The 14,396-nt window shown below is 75.9% G+C and carries 10 protein-coding genes; 5 read left to right on the forward strand and 5 right to left on the reverse strand.

What is annotated here, in order from left to right; translation table 11 throughout:
* The first annotated feature begins 112 nt into the window (after positions 1-112).
* Both ACFXGA_RS06380 and ACFXGA_RS06385 read left to right on the forward strand, forming a co-directional pair.
* Positions 113-949, forward strand: a complete 837-nt coding sequence (locus ACFXGA_RS06380; RefSeq protein WP_378084829.1) for an alpha-galactosidase — start codon at positions 113-115, stop codon at positions 947-949.
* Between the two features lie 22 nt (positions 950-971).
* Positions 972-3,527 (forward strand): hypothetical protein, encoded by a 2,556-nt coding sequence (locus tag ACFXGA_RS06385; protein WP_378084830.1) that lies wholly within the window; start codon positions 972-974, stop codon positions 3,525-3,527.
* Positions 3,528-3,625: 98 nt separating this feature from the next.
* Here ACFXGA_RS06385 and ACFXGA_RS06390 read toward each other — a convergent pair whose 3' ends face one another.
* From ACFXGA_RS06390 to ACFXGA_RS06400, 3 genes are all read right to left on the reverse strand, one after another.
* The gene (locus ACFXGA_RS06390; RefSeq protein WP_378084831.1) at positions 3,626-4,771 is read right to left on the reverse strand and encodes a mandelate racemase/muconate lactonizing enzyme family protein; all 1,146 of its coding nucleotides are present in this window, start codon (positions 4,769-4,771) and stop codon (positions 3,626-3,628) included.
* 24 nt (positions 4,772-4,795) lie between these two features.
* A complete protein-coding gene (kdgD, locus tag ACFXGA_RS06395; protein ID WP_378084832.1) occupies positions 4,796-5,704 on the reverse strand; it encodes a 5-dehydro-4-deoxyglucarate dehydratase in 909 nt (302 codons plus the stop codon).
* Positions 5,705-5,776: 72 nt separating this feature from the next.
* A complete protein-coding gene (locus ACFXGA_RS06400; protein WP_378084833.1) occupies positions 5,777-6,670 on the reverse strand; it encodes a LysR substrate-binding domain-containing protein in 894 nt (297 codons plus the stop codon).
* A 54-nt stretch (positions 6,671-6,724) separates the two neighbouring features.
* On the opposite strand from ACFXGA_RS06400, the gene ACFXGA_RS06405 reads away from it, so the two are divergent.
* On the forward strand, positions 6,725-7,504 hold the full coding sequence (locus ACFXGA_RS06405) for an endonuclease/exonuclease/phosphatase family protein (protein WP_378084834.1): 780 nt from the start codon (positions 6,725-6,727) through the stop codon (positions 7,502-7,504).
* Here the strand turns inward: ACFXGA_RS06405 and ACFXGA_RS06410 are convergent.
* Both ACFXGA_RS06410 and ACFXGA_RS06415 read right to left on the reverse strand, forming a co-directional pair.
* A complete protein-coding gene (locus ACFXGA_RS06410; RefSeq protein ID WP_378084835.1) occupies positions 7,492-9,039 on the reverse strand; it encodes a bifunctional 3-(3-hydroxy-phenyl)propionate/3-hydroxycinnamic acid hydroxylase in 1,548 nt (515 codons plus the stop codon). The two genes, ACFXGA_RS06405 and ACFXGA_RS06410, sit on opposite strands and share 13 nt — an antisense overlap.
* A 9-nt stretch (positions 9,040-9,048) precedes the next feature.
* Entirely contained in the window at positions 9,049-12,018 is a 2,970-nt protein-coding gene (locus ACFXGA_RS06415) for a BTAD domain-containing putative transcriptional regulator (protein WP_378084836.1), read from the reverse strand.
* Positions 12,019-12,386: 368 nt separating this feature from the next.
* On the opposite strand from ACFXGA_RS06415, the gene ACFXGA_RS06420 reads away from it, so the two are divergent.
* Both ACFXGA_RS06420 and ACFXGA_RS06425 read left to right on the forward strand, forming a co-directional pair.
* Entirely contained in the window at positions 12,387-13,064 is a 678-nt protein-coding gene (locus ACFXGA_RS06420) for a polysaccharide deacetylase family protein (RefSeq protein WP_378084837.1), read from the forward strand.
* The gene (locus ACFXGA_RS06425) at positions 13,061-14,311 is read left to right on the forward strand and encodes an SGNH/GDSL hydrolase family protein (protein WP_378084838.1); all 1,251 of its coding nucleotides are present in this window, start codon (positions 13,061-13,063) and stop codon (positions 14,309-14,311) included. The genes ACFXGA_RS06420 and ACFXGA_RS06425 overlap by 4 nt, the downstream gene beginning before the upstream one ends.
* Positions 14,312-14,396: the final 85 nt, after the last annotated feature.

The following is a 14,396-nucleotide window of genomic DNA, read 5'->3' on the forward strand; positions in this document are numbered from 1 at the left end:
GACCGGTCCAGGGTGCGGCCGGCACCAGCAGCGTGGTGATGCCCAGCTCCGCGTTCCCGTGCGAATCATTGGTGCGGTAGGACACCTGCCAGGCGCGCACCTGGACGCCGTGGTGGACCGGCTGGTCGCCGACCTCGGCGTCGGCTACCTCAAGCTCGACTACAACGTGGACCCCGGCGCGGGCACCGACGTCGCCGCCGACAGCCCCGGCGCGGGCCTGCTCGCGCACAACCGCGCCCACCTGCGGTGGCTGGACCGGCTGCTCGACCGGCACCCCGACCTGGTCCTGGAGAACTGCGCGTCCGGGGCGATGCGCATGGACTACGCGCTGCTGTCCCGGATGCAGCTGCAGTCCACCAGCGACCAGCAGGACCCCGCGCGGTACCCGCCCATCGCGGTGTCCGCGCCGATGTCCGTGCTGCCGGAGCAGGCGGCGAACTGGGCCTACCCGCAGCCCGACCTGCCGGACGAGCTGTTCGCGCACACCCTGTGCACCGGGATGCTCGGCCGGCTCTACCTGTCCGGCCGGCTCGACCTGCTGCGCCCCGACCGGCTCCGGTCGGTGCGCGACGCGGTGCGGGTGCACCGCGACCTGCGCGCGGACCTGGCGGGCGCGGTCCCGGTCTGGCCGCTCGGCCTGCCCCGGTGGGACGACCCGTGGCTGAGCCTCGGCCTGCGCTCCGGCGACGTCACCCACGTGTGCGTGTGGCGGCGGGACGGCGACCACGTGGCGCTGTCCCTGCCCCACCTGCGCGGCCGGCACGTCGACGTCGACCTGCTCTACCCGCGCGACCTGCCCGCCTGGACCCACGTCTGGGACCCCGGCGCGGGGTCGCTGACCGTCACGCCGGTTCGCGCCGACACCCCGTCCGCGCGCCTGTTCCGCATCACCGCCGGTCCGGCGTCACCGGCCACGGGTGGAGCGGGAACCGGCGGCGCGGTCGAATGACCCCCACCCGACAGGAGCACCGATGCGAGACGCACCGACCGCGCCCACGACGACCGAGGAGCTGCGGGTCGACCTCGGCTCGCCGACCGGTCCCTTCCGCGGCGGCGCGACCGGCGTCCTCTACGGCCTCGGCGATCCGGGCGTCCCGTCGCACGACCTGATCGCCGGCATGCGGCCGCGCACGGTGTCCCAGAAGGCGCCGGACGGCGAGCAGCACCCCAACGGCGACGCCCTGGCGGTGGCGGACGGCTTCTTCGCCGCGGGCGGCGGGGAACTGCACGTCTACGCGCAGGACGTCTACCGGAGCTGGCCCTACGAGAACCTCGGCATCGACGACTACGTCGCGCGGTTGCGGCCCCGGCTGGCGCGGGTCGCCGCCCGGCCCGACCGCGACCGGTTCGTGTGGACGATCTTCAACGAGCCGGACTTCATCTGGTACGCCGACCGGGACGCCGACCGCGACCGGTTCCTCGCCGACTGGACCACCGTCCACCGGCTGGTGCGGTCCGTGCTGCCCGACGCCCGCATCGCCGGGCCCGGCGAGACCCGCTACCGGCCGGACCACCTCCGCGACTTCCTGGTCCACGCCAAGGCGCACGACGTGCTGCCCGACATCGTCACCTGGCACGAACTGGGCCCGGACTCCCTCTCGACCTACCGCGCCCACCACGCCGACTACCGGGCGCTCGAACGGTCGCTGGGCCTCGCGCCGCGGCCGGTCAACATCAACGAGTACGCCAACCGGCGCGACACGTCGGTGCCCGGCCGACTGGTCCAGTGGCTCGCCATGCTGGAGGACACCAAGGTCGACGGGCAGATGGCGTACTGGACGGTCGCGGGCAACCTCAGCGACCACGCGGTGCGCACCGCCCGCGCCAACGGCGGCTGGTGGCTGGCGAAGTGGTACGCGGACCTGTCCGGCGACACGGTCCGGGTCACCCCGCCCAGGCCGGGCACCCGCGACACGCTCCAGGGCCTCGCCGCGCTCGACCGCGCCGACGCCAGGGCGACCGTCCTGCTCGGCGGCACCGCCAACCCGGTCGACGTGGTGGTGACGGGCCTGGACCGGGGGCTGTTCGGCGGACAGGTGGACGTGCGGATCTCCCGGACCGGGTGGTCGGGCTACGAGGGCGACGCGGGGCAGCCGCCCGTGGTCGCGGCGGACCGGATCCGCGTGGTCGACGGCGGGGTCACGATCGCGGTGCCGGGCGGCGACCCGCTGGCCGCGCACCGGGTGGTGATCACCCCGGCCGGTCCCGGCGCGCCACCGCGGGCCGACGCGCCGTGGCGGGCGAGCCACGAGGCCGAGGCCGGCACGGTCGAGCACGCGGTCGTCGCCACCCGCGACGACGGCTCCGGCTCGCACGAGATGGCCCAGCGGTACACCACGTCGGGCGGCGCCGACGTGCGGTCCCTGCGGGAGCCGGGTTCCCGCGTGACGGTCGACGTGGACGTGCCCCGGGACGGCGCGTACCGGCTCGGCGTGTTCTACGGCACGGACGGGTTCGTCGGCCGGCTGGCGCTCTACGTGGACGACGCGCACGTGCGGGACCTGATCTTCCCGGCCACGCTCGCCGCGGACTACCGGGGCAGGCTCGACACGGACCTGTCGCTCACCGCGGGCCGGCGCCGCGTCTCCCTGCGCGCCACCGGGCCCGACGGGTTCCTCGGCGCGCCGGCGGACGTGGCGCTGGACCGGTTCGACCTCACCGAGGTCGCCGGTCCCGAGCGGACGGTGTACCCGCTCGCCGAGTCACGCCGGTCCGGCGGTTCCGTGGACCGCGGCGAGCGCGCGCTGCGGCTCGGCGTGCCCGACGCGGTCGTGCTGGACCCCGGCGACTCGGTGACCACGTACGTGTCCGCCGCCGAGGACGGCTACCACGCCCTGTCCGCCACCTGGCTCGCCGTCGCCCGCGCCACGCTCGGCCTCACGTTGTCCGGCCGCCGGGCGCTCGGCGGCGACCTGACCGCCGAGCGGGAGGGCGCGTGGTCGGGCGAGGTGACCGCGCACCTCAAGGCCGGCATCACCGAGGTCGTCCTGACCAACGAGAGCCCCGCGCCGCTCGTGCTGGGCACGCTGACCTGCCTGCGCGACGCCGCCGCCGACCGGCACGCCGTCCGGGTCGAGGCCGAGGACGGCCGGCTCGGCGGGGGAGCGGTGGTGACGCCGGGGCCGTGGGCGTCCGGCGGCGCGTACGTGGCCCGGCTCGGCCGCGGCGGCACGCTGACCGTCCCGCGCCCCGCCGGGTTCGGCGCGGGCCGGTACCACCTGACCGTCGCCTACGCCCACGCCGAGAAGGAGACCGGCCACCTCTACAACACCGACGCGGTCACCCGGTTCCTCGACGTGGTGGAAGCCGGCGGCGGCACGACCCGCGCGCCGTACCGCCACAACTACACCTGGGACGGCTTCTGGCCGGAGACCTCGCCGCTCGACCTGGTCACCGACGACGGCGACCTCACCTTCGGCAACGCCGGCGGCCACGGCCCGAACGTCGACTGGGTCCGACTCGCGCCGCTCGTGCTCCACCCCGGGACGAGGGCGATCCCGGTCGGGACCGGCGCCGACAGCACCTGAGCGGCACGGCGTCGCGCGCCGACCCGGTGCCGCGGTCGTAGGCGGTGGCGTAGACGAACAGTTCCGGGCGGTGGGCAGCGCCGCGGCCGGTGAGCAGGTCACCGGGGTGCGTCGACCGTCGCGGTCTCGACCGTCCAGGCGCGTGTCCGCTCGCTCAGGGTGACGCCGAGGCCGGGCCGGGCCGACAGGTGCATCCGCCCGCCGCTGATCTCCAGCCGTTCGTTGAACAGGGGGTGCAGCCAGTCGAAGTGCTCCACCCACGGCTCGCGCGGGTAGGCGGCGGCGAGGTGGACGTGGATCTCCATGGCGAAGTGGGGCGCGAGCTGGAGGTGGTGGTGGTCGGCGAGGGTGGCGAGCCTGAGGAACTGGGTGATGCCGCCGACGCGCGGCGCGTCCGGTTGCAGCACGTCCACCGCGCCGGCCCGGATCAGCTCGTGGTGCTCGGCCACGCTGGTCAGCATCTCACCGGACGCGACGGCCGTGTCCAGCGACCGGGCCAGCTCCGCGTGGCCCTCGACGTCGTAGGCGTCCAGCGGCTCCTCGATCCACACCAGGTCGAACTCCTCCAGCGCCCGGCACACGCGCGCGGCGGTGGGCCGGTCCCACTGCTGGTTCGCGTCCACCATCAGCGGCACGCCCGCGCCGAGGTGCTCCCGGACGGCGGCGACCCGGCGCAGGTCCTCGGCGGCGTCCGGCAGCCCGACCTTGATCTTGATGCCGCCCACGCCCGAGTCGAGGGTGCGGTCGGCGTTGTCCTTGATCCGCTCCACGCTCTCGTGCAGGAAGCCGCCGGAGGTGTTGTAGCAGCGCACGGAGTCGCGGTGCGCGCCGAGCAGCTTGGCCAGCGGCAGGCCGGCGCGCTTGGCCTTGAGGTCCCACAGCGCGATGTCGAACGCGGCCAGCGCCTGGGTGGCCGCGCCGCTGCGCCCGACCGAGGCGCCCGCCCACACCAGCCTGCTCCACAGCCGGCCGATGTCGTTCGGGTCCTCGCCGATCAGCTCCGGGGCGACCTCCCGGGCGTGCGCGAACTGCGCCGGGCCGCCGGCGCGCTTGCTGTAGCCGAACCCGAGCCCCTCCCACCCCGCCTCGGTGCGGATCTCGGCGAACAGCAGCGCGACCTCGGTCATCGGCCGCTGCCGGCCGGTGAACACCTTCGCGTCGCTGATCGGGGTGGGCAGCGGCAGCCGCACCGAGGACAACGCCACCGAGCTGATCCGGTCGCTGACGGCGGGGCTGGAGGACATCGGGCTCCTTCGGTCGGGGGTGGGTCAGGCGACGCGGCGCACCAGGTCGGTGAGCCGGGCCAGCTCGTCCTCGGTGAGGTCGCTCAACGGCGGGCGCACGCGGCCGCCGTCCCGGCCCACCGCGGTGAGCCCGGCCTTCACGATCGACACCGCGTACCCGCGGGCGCGGTCGCGCAGGTCCAGGTAGGGGAGGACGAAGTCGGCCAACATCCGGTACACGGCGGCCCGGTCCAGGGCGCGGACCGCGGCGTAGAACCGCAGCGCGAACTCGGGCACGAAGTTGAACAGCGCCGACGAGTACGTGGTGACGCCGAGCTGGAGCAGCGGCAGGGCGAACGTCTCCGCGGTGGGCAGGCCCCCGATGTAGATCAGCCGGTCGCCGACGCGGGCGTAGGTCCGGGTCATCCGCTCGATGTCCCCGATGCCGTCCTTGAGCCCGATGAGGTTGGGGTTGCGGTCGGCCAGCTCGGCGACGGTGGCGTCGGTGAGCACGGCGTTGGCCCGGCTGTAGACGATCACGCCCAGCCCGGTGGCCCGGCACACCGCGGAGACGTGCTCGACCAGACCGCGCTGGTCGGTCTCGGTGAGGTAGGGCGGGAACAGCAGGACGCCGGCGGCGCCCGCGTCCTCGGCGGCCCGCGCCTGGGCCGCGGACACGACGGTGGCCCCGGTGGCGGGCGCGACGACCGGCACCCGGCCGCCGACCTCGTCCACGGCCACCCGGACGACCCGGTCGACCTCGGCGGGGCTGAGCGAGAAGCCCTCGCCCGTGCCGCCCGCGGCGAACAGCCCGGCCACGTCGAAGCCGGCCTGCCAGGACAGGTGCTCTCGGTAGCGGGCCTCGTCGAACCGCAGGTCGGCGTCGAAGTGGGTGACCGGGAAGGAGAGCAGCCCGGAGGCGAGCCGGTCGGCGAGGGAGGCTGGGTGCGTCACGGCCCCCAAGCTATGGACCAGGGGCGATGCTTGTCCAAGAGTAGTTCGGCATTGCGTGATACCGCGAGAGCATCACCGGAACGGCGTGCGGCCCTCCAGCACGCTCAACGTCCGCCACAGCGCCGGGTTCGCGCAGGCGCGCAACCACAGCAGGTGCAGCTCCACCGGCTCGGCGACCGCGGCGTCCAGCCGCGCGAACCCCACGCCGTCGATGCGCAGCCGGGCCGCGGACTCCGGCACGAACGCGATCCCGCGACCGGCCGCGACCAGCCACAGCATGGTGAGCACCTGGCCCACCGTGTGCACGGTGTTCTCCGGCGCGATCGGCACCGTGCGCACGACCAGGTCGTAGAAGTAGCGGGCGTCGGTGGGCGAGTGCATGATGACCGGCTCGCGGACCACGTCGGCGGGCGTCGCGTCCCGGCCGAGCGCGAGCAGGCGGTGGCCGGCGGGCACGGCGACCAGCAGCCCCTCCCGGTAGAGGAGCCGGGAGCCGAAGGTCGAGTCGTCGACCGGCGGGCGGCCCAGCCCGAGGTCGATCTCCTCGTTGGCCAGCCCGGCGACCTGCTCGCGCGTCACCATCTCGGCCAGCTCCACGTCCACGTCGGGCAGGTGGCCGGCCAGCTCGTCCAGCAGCCGGCCGAGGATGCCGTAGGTCGCCGACGCGGTGAAGCCGACCCGCACCACGCCGCTGGACCCGGAGGACACCCGTCGGGCCAGCTCGGACGCGGTCTCGGCCAGCGACAGCAGCCGCCGCGCCTCCAGGAGGAACACCTCGCCCGCCGCGGTGAGCGTGACCCGCCGGTTGTCCCGGATCAGCAACCGCGCCCCCACCGCCCGCTCCAGCTTCTGGATCTGCCTGCTCAGCGGCGGCTGCGTCATGGCGAGCCGGGCGGCGGCACGGCTGAAGTGCAACTCCTCCGCGACGGCTACGAAACCCCGTAGCTGCTCCAGCGTGAACGCCATGCGGGCAAGGTATCAACCCTGGTCACGCGCGGTGTGGCAGGCGAACATGGGGACATGGGCCTGCCGCGCCGCACCTTCGCCCCCTTCCTGGCCGTGCTCCTGCTCTGCGGTCTGGCGACGCCGCCCGCGGGCGCCGCCACCGCCGTCAAGGTGTTGCAGATGAACCTGTGCAACAGCGGCGTGGCCGGCTGCTACCAGGGTGGGCGGGCGGTGGACGAGGCGGTGACCATGATCGGCCGCCGGGCGCCGGACGTGGTGTTGGCGAACGAGGTGTGCCTGTCCGACGTGCCCCGGCTGACCGCCGCCGTCGGCCCGGCCGCCGGATACCGGTTCGCGTTCGCGCGGCGCGAGCCCACGGGCGCGAACATCGAGTGCACGGACGGCAGGGGCGCCTACGGCAGCGCGGTCATCGTCAAGGAGGGCGTCCGGAGCGGCGGTGACGGCACGTACACCGCGCAGGACGGCGGCACCGAGGTCCGCGCGTGGGCCTGCGCGCTGAGCGGCGTGCGCGGGTTCACCGCCTGCACCACGCACCTGAGCACGACCGGCACGACCGCGTTGGCGCAGTGCCGGGAGCTGGTGCCCGCGATCCCGCTGTCCTTCGACCCGACCGGTTCCGCGACGACCCGGCACGTCGTGGCCGGCGACCTGAACCTGCGCTACAGCCCCGGCTCGGCCACGAACGCGCAGAACTGCGTGCCGTCCGGCTGGTTCCGCAAGGGCGACGGCGACGTGCAGCACGTCATCGCCCGCACGCTGACCTTCGTGTCGACCGAGACCTACGCGATGTACCGGACGGACCACCCGGCGTTCGTCGTGAACTACGCGTTCTGACGCGCCGGTCCGACGGGCCGCAGCCCTCCGCCCGCCTCGATCTCCGGCCGCAGGGAGTAGACGAACCGGTCCGGCCGCAACACCGCCACCTCCGTGCCGTGCCGGGCGAACCAGGCGGTCAGCGCGCCGTCCACGTCCACCACCGACGTCACCCCGGCGGTGTCGTCGTCGGGACTCCGCAGCACGCGGACGAACCGCGCGGGCGGACCCTGCCAGCCCGTCGCCGTCGCCCGGTCCACGCCCGGCCCGATCACGGTGAACTCCGCGCCCAGCAGGGAGTCGAGCGGCCGCGGCGTCGCGGAGCCCGGCACGGCCACCGCCGGCTGGGGGAACATCGTGCCCACCGGGCCGCGCCGCCTCCCGCCCGCCAGCACGCCCCGGCGCAGGGCGGGCAGCGGCTTGAACTCGAAGTGCCGCACGAAGCGCCGTACCCGCGGGACGGTCTGCGCCGCGCGCAGCACGGCGTCGCGGACCGCGGCGGCGAACCGGTCGCGCACCAGGAACACCCGGCCGAGGCCCACGCTCGTGCGCACCATCTCCTCGACGTGCGGCCGGCGTTCGGCCTCGTAGCTGTCCAGCAGGGACTCGTCCGCGTGACCGCGCAGCACCAGGCCGAGCTTCCAGGTCAGGTTCGCCGCGTCGCGCAGCCCGCTGCACAGGCCCTGGCCCAGGAACGGCGGCATCTGGTGCGCCGCGTCACCGAGCAGGAACACCCGCCCCGACCGCCAGCGCGACGCCACCAGGCGGTGGAACGTGTAGACGGTGGCCCGCGTGACGGTGAACCGCTCCGGGTCCACGTACGGGCCCACGAGCCGCGCGATGGTGTCGTCCCGGGTCATCTCCTCGGCGGTCTCGCCCGGCCGGAGCATGAACTCCGCCCGGTAGGTGTCGAACGCGCCCGGCGACACGAACGCCGGGCGCCGCCAGTCGCACACGAACCGCGTGGTCGGCACCCGGACCGCCCCCGGCTCCACCGAACCGGACACCGCCAGCCACGGCTCGCCGTAGGACGACCCGGACAACCCGATCCCGGCCGCCGCCCGGGTGGCGCTGCGCGCGCCGTCGCACCCCAGCACGTAGCGGGCGCGGACGGTCTCCCGCTCGCCGGTCCGGACGTCGCGGACCACCACGTCGTCCTCGCCCAGCTCCACCAGCTCGACCCCGGTCCGCAGCTCCACGTGCGGGAACCGCGCCAAGCCCGCCCGCAGCGCCGCCTCCAGCCGGGGCTGGTCGAAGAAGTGCAGGGGACCCGCGCCGAGGCCGAAGTCGATCTCGTCCAGCGCGATCGTGGCGAACGGCCGCCCGGCCGCGTCCACGTACTCCACGGTCGAGGGCCGGTGCATGTCGCGGCCCACCGCGAGACCGGCCTGCTGGTAGATCCGCAACGCCTCGTCGTCGCACGAGAACGCCCGCGGCTGACCGTGCGGCGCGGTGGCGCGCTCCACGACCAGCGTGCGGACGCCGTGCAGGCCGAGCAGGTTCGCGGTCACCGCGCCCACGGGACCGCAACCGACAACCACCACGTCGAACTCCATGCGCCCATGTCAGCGGGCCGCTGTGGAATCCGTGTGGAGGTCGGCCTCCACACGCGCCGCCACCAGCAGCGCCCCCTGCGCGGCGGCCAGCCCGGCGGCCGCGGCCAGCTCCGCCGCGTCACCCCGGACGACGGCCCGGACCCGGCGCAGCTCGGCCACGAGCACCCGTTCCCCGGTCGCCTCCGCGAACGCCAGGCCCTCCTCCGCCAGCCGCCCGGCCTCGGCGGGCAGCCCGGCGACCAGGCACGCGTCGGCCATGGCGGCGGTGGTCACGGTGCGCGTCGACCGCAGGCCGGGCCGGTAGACCGCCGCGGCGGCGGCCCGCATCGCGTCCAGCCGGTCCGCCGCCCCGGCCCGCACGGCCGCCCACTCCGCCACGAAGTCGCCCGTCGTCACGAAGTGGCGCATGCCCTGCCGCTCGCCGATCTCCCGGCAGCGCCGCGCCGCCTCTCCGCCCAGCTCCACGTCGTGCTCCTGCATCGCCAACCACGCGGTGAACAGGGCGGCGTTGCCCCGGCCGTACGGGTCGTCGGCGCGTTCGGCGAGGTCGCGGGCGGCGTCGAGGTCCGCCCGGGCCGCCTCGCGGTCCCCGCGCAGGGACCGCACCAGCGCGCGGAACTCGTACGGGGACAGCGTGGGCGTGCGGCCCGCCTGCCCGACGAGCTGGCGCGGGTCGAGGTCGCGCAGCCGGTCGACGGCCTCGGTCAGGTCCGCGTCGGCCCCGGCGAGGCGGCCGGTGAAGTAGCCGACCACGCCGAGCAGGTACGGGCGGGCGGCCGACAGCACGCCCTCGCCGCCCACGATCCGCCGGGCCAGGTCGGCGGCGAGCCCGAACTCCGCCCGGGTGCACGCCAGCTCGCCCAGCGTCCACAACGCGGGCCGCGGGTCGGCGTCCACGCGGGGCAGCAGCGCCCTGGCCCGCGCGGCGGCCCGGTCGACGGCGTCGCCCCCGACGCCGGCGGTGATCTGGAGCAAGGCCATGCGGCGCAGGTGCACCTCCAGCTCCCGGTCGGGCGAGCCGGTCAGCAGCGGGGCGGCCCGGTCCAGGTGCGCCAGCGCGTCCTCGTAGGCCAGCCGGCGGGTGGCGTCCTCGGCCGCGCGCAGCGTCCACCGCAGGTGGTCGTCACCGCGACCCAGGCCCACCGCCTGCCCGTAGTGGTGGGCCAGCTCGGCGGGCGTCAGCACGTCGGAGCCCGCGTCGGCCAGCCGGGCGTGCAGCGCCGCGCGACGGGTCGGCGCGAGGTCGGCGTAGGCGGCCTCGGCGAACAGCGGGTGCCGGAACCGCACCACGCCGGGGCCGCCCTCCACGACCAGGTGGGCCGCGCCGGGGTGCGCGAGCCGGTGCGCCACGTCACCGCCGCACGCCCGCGCGAGCACCCGCAGCTCCAGGTCGCGGCCCGCGACGCAGAGCAGGTCCAGGCACTCGCGCGTGGCGGCGTCGAGCGCGTTCAGGCGCACCCGGACGGTGTCGCGCACACCCGGCGGCGGCGCGCCGTCGTCCGCGCTGAGCAGTTCGGTGATGAAGAACGGGTTGCCGCCGGTGCGCTCGACCAGCCCCGCCACCAGGCGCGGCGACGGCTCGACGCCGGTGCGGCCGCGCACCAGGTCCGCGACGGCGTCCGCGTCCAGCCCGGCCGGGCGCACCTGCCGGAAGCCGGGCGCGCGGGCCAGGTCGGCGAGCGTGGCGACCAGGTCGGGGTCGTGCTCGTAGGGCCGCAACGTGAGCAGCGCCAGCGTCCGTCCCGTGTGGAGCGTGGTGCTCAGGTAGCGCAGCAGCAGCAAGGAGTCGCGGTCGGCGGCGTGCACGTCGTCCAGTACGACGACCAGCCCGGCCGGCGCGGCGACCGCCCGCACCAGCTCGGCGACCGCCTCGTAGGTGCGGAACCGGGCGGCCGGGTCGACGCCGGAGTCGGCGAGCGGCCCGGCGGCGAACCCGGCCAGCGCGGGCGCGCGACCGGCCTCGCCGGCCTGGGGCAGGGCGACCAGGGCGCGCACCACCTGCGCCCACAGCCAGAACGGCGGCGCCTGGCCGAGGTCCGGGCACCGGCCCCACACGACCGGGACGCCCCGCGCCGCCGCGTGGTCGGCCACGGCGCGGGCCAGGCTGGTCTTGCCGATGCCGGCCTCGCCGACGACGGCGGCCACGCGCCCGGCGCGCGACGCCGCCGCCAGCAGCCCCCGCAACGAGGCCAGCTCGCCGTCCCGCCCGACGAGCCGGTCGCCGGCCGGCGGGACCTCGGCGGGCACGTCGTGGTCGAGGATCCGGCGGTGCAGGTCGCGCAGGTCCGCCCCCGGCTCGACGCCGTACTCCTCGACCAGCACGCGACGGCCCTCGGCGTACACGGCGAGCGCGTCGGCCTGGCGGCCGGTCCGGTAGAGCGCCAGCATGAGCTGCGCGCGGGCGCGCTCCCGTTCCGGGTGGGCCGCGACGAACCGGCGCAGCTCGGGCACGGGCGCGCGGCCGGCCGCGACGGCGGCGGCGAACCGGCCCTCCTCGGCGGCCACCCTCGCCTCGACCAGCCGCGCCACCTCGGGCCGGACGGCGGCGGCGTCGACGGGGTCACCGCGCCACAGGGCCAGCGCGTCGGCGTGGAGGCGTTCCGCCGTCACCGGGTCGGCCGCCTCGCCCGCCCGCCGCACCAGCTCGGTGAACTCCACGAAGTCGATCGCCTCGGGCGGCACGCGCAGCTCGTAGCCGCCGGGGTGGTTGAGCAGCAGCCCGCCCGACGACCGCGCCGGCCGGTCCGGCTCCAGGGCGCGGCGCAGCCCGGCCACGTACGTGCGGAGGGTGACCTCGGCGCTGGCCGGCGGCCGCCCGTCCCACAGGGCGTCGACCAGCCAGTCGGCGCGCAGCGGCTCGTTGTGCCGCAACAGCATCACCGCGAGCAGCCGCTGCTGCTTCGGCCCGCCCACCGCCACCGGCACGCCGTCACGCGTCACCCGCAACGGCCCCAACACCGCGAACCGCAACGGCGACACCCCCCGAACCGCGTGACGGCGCAGTCTACCGGCCGGCCCACGTCCGGCGCGTCGGAGCGGCGGGCGGCCGGCCGACGACAGGTGGGGCAAGAGGTCCGGGTCGTCCCCGACATCGTGCCCCTGCCCCGGCCGCGGCGTACCGGTACGCGGCGGAAGCGATCCTCAAGGACGTCGGGGACCCGTACGCCTCCTACCACCCCGGCCTGGGCGACGCGTACTCCGCCATGGCCGACGCGCAGGGCTGCCGACCCGCGCGGCCCCTCGCGGCGGCGGCCAGTTGAGACCCGAAACTTCCGCGCAACCTCTGGTAGGCGGGTTGATCGCGACCTGATAGTGGTCAGCGCTCGTCCGACGGAAGGGGTTTCCCGATGAGGTGGAGAACCGTGCTGTTGACCACCGGGCTGGTGCTCGGCCTGAGCTCCGCGCCCGCCGCCGCGGCCGAACCGGTGATCGTCGACTCCACCGAGCACGGCGGCCGCACGGTCGCCTTCACCTTCGACGACGGTCCCAACCCGGCCGACACCCCGCGCCTGCTCGACGTGCTGCGCCGCCACCACGTCAAGGCGGTCTTCTGCCTGTGGGGCGAGTACGTGGAGGCCAACCCGCAGCTCGTGCGCAAGATCGTGGCGGGCGGGCACACCCTGTGCAACCACAGCATGCGGCACGACGACATGGGCTCGTGGACGCCGGAGCAGATCGAGGCCGACCTGAAGCGGACGAGCGCCGCCATCCACCGCGCCGCGCCCGGCGTGCCGATCCGCTACTTCCGCGCGCCCTACGGGAGCTGGGGGCAGACGCCGCAGGTCGCGGCCAAGCTCGGCATGACGCCGCTCGGCTGGCGGCTCGCCATCGGCGACTGGGAGCCGCCCGGCGTCGACGAGCTGGTGCGCCGGGTGAAGGACGGCCTCACCGAGGGCGCGGTGGTGCTCCTGCACGACGGCCCCGACGACCGGGGCCAGACCGTGGACGCGGTGGCCCGGCTGATCCCCGAGCTGCGCGCCGACGGCTGGCGCTTCGACCGGCCCGCCCGGGGAGCCCGGGGGTGACGCGCGGGGGGCGGCCCGCGGCGGCCGCCGTGCTGGACCGGCCGCCGCCCACCGCGTCGGCGTCGGCGGGGGGGGTGTGGGTCGGCGCGTGGGCGACGTCGCCCACCACCGTGCCCGCCTCGGACACCACGTCGTTCGAGGACCAGACGTTGCGCCAGGTCGTGCACCTCAGCGTCGGCGGCGACACGGTGCGCGTGCGGCTGTCCAACGAGTTCGGCACGCAGCCGCTCGTGATCGGCGAGGCCCACGTCGCCCGCCGCGCCGGCACGGGTTCGGCGATCGAGCCGGGCACCGACCGGCGGCTGACGTTCGGCGGTCGCCCGTCCGCGACCCTGCCCGCCGGCACGCCCCTGCTCAGCGACCCGGTGTCGCTGTCCGTGGCGGCCGACTCGGACCTCGTGGTGAGCATCCACCTGCCCCGGCGCACGCCCGCGACCACCGTGCACGCGTTCCCCTTCCAGGACGGCTACGTGGCGGCGGGCAACGTCACCGGGCGCACCGAGATCACGCCGACCGGCGTGCTCGGCAAGTGGCACTTCCTGACCGGCGTCAGCGTCACGGGCAAGCGCGGCGCGACCGTGGTCGCGTTCGGTGACTCGATCACCGACGGCGCGGAGACCACGCGCGGCGCGAACCGGCGCTGGCCCGACGTCCTGGCCCGGCGGTTGCAGGACGAGCGGAGCCTGCGCCACCTCGGCGTGGTGAACGCGGGCATCAGCGGCAACCGGCTGCTGCACGACCCCAACCCGCCGGCCGGCCACCCGGCGGAGAACTACGCGCCGTACTTCGGGCAGTCCGCCCTGCGCCGCTTCGACCGCGACGTGCTCGCCCAGCCCGGCGTCCGGCACGTCGTCGTGCTGCTCGGCGTGAACGACCTCGGCCACCCCGGCACGAGCGCGCCGCTGTCGGAGAAGGTGACCGCGCAGGACATCATCGGCGCGCACCGGCAGCTGATCGCCCGTGCGCACGCCCGGGGCCTGCGGATCCACGGCGGCACCATCACACCGTTCCGGGACGACACGCTGGGCTTCCACAGCCCGGAGAACGAGGCGGCCCGCCAGGCGGTCAACCACTGGATCCGCACCGGCGGCGAGTACGACGGCGTGATCGACTTCGACCGCGCGGTGCGCGACCCGAAGCAACCCGATCGGCTGAACCCGGCGTACGACAGCGGCGACCACCTCCACCCGAACGACGCGGGCATGGCCGCGATGGCCGCCGCCGTGCCGCTGCGCCTGTTCAAGTGAGCGGGGGTGCGGGGCCGGCCGCCACGCCGGTCGGGCCCCCCCCCCCCCCCCGCGCCCCCCCCCCGGGCGCGGCCCCCCCCCCCCG

Origin of the sequence: Actinosynnema sp. NPDC059335 (assembly GCF_042752395.1) — a bacterium.
Classification (GTDB): Bacteria; Actinomycetota; Actinomycetes; order Mycobacteriales; family Pseudonocardiaceae; genus Actinosynnema.

Bases quoted from the DNA above. Each gene is read 5' to 3' on its own strand.
- ACFXGA_RS06385 (WP_378084830.1), top strand. From the start codon at position 972: ATGCGAGACGCACCGACCGCGCCCACGACGACCGAGGAGCTGCGGGTC.
- ACFXGA_RS06390 (WP_378084831.1), bottom strand. From the start codon at position 4,771: ATGTCCTCCAGCCCCGCCGTCAGCGACCGGATCAGCTCGGTGGCGTTG.
- ACFXGA_RS06400 (WP_378084833.1), bottom strand. From the start codon at position 6,670: ATGGCGTTCACGCTGGAGCAGCTACGGGGTTTCGTAGCCGTCGCGGAG.
- ACFXGA_RS06405 (WP_378084834.1), top strand. From the start codon at position 6,725: ATGGGCCTGCCGCGCCGCACCTTCGCCCCCTTCCTGGCCGTGCTCCTG.
- ACFXGA_RS06410 (WP_378084835.1), bottom strand. From the start codon at position 9,039: ATGGAGTTCGACGTGGTGGTTGTCGGTTGCGGTCCCGTGGGCGCGGTG.
- ACFXGA_RS06420 (WP_378084837.1), top strand. From the start codon at position 12,387: ATGAGGTGGAGAACCGTGCTGTTGACCACCGGGCTGGTGCTCGGCCTG.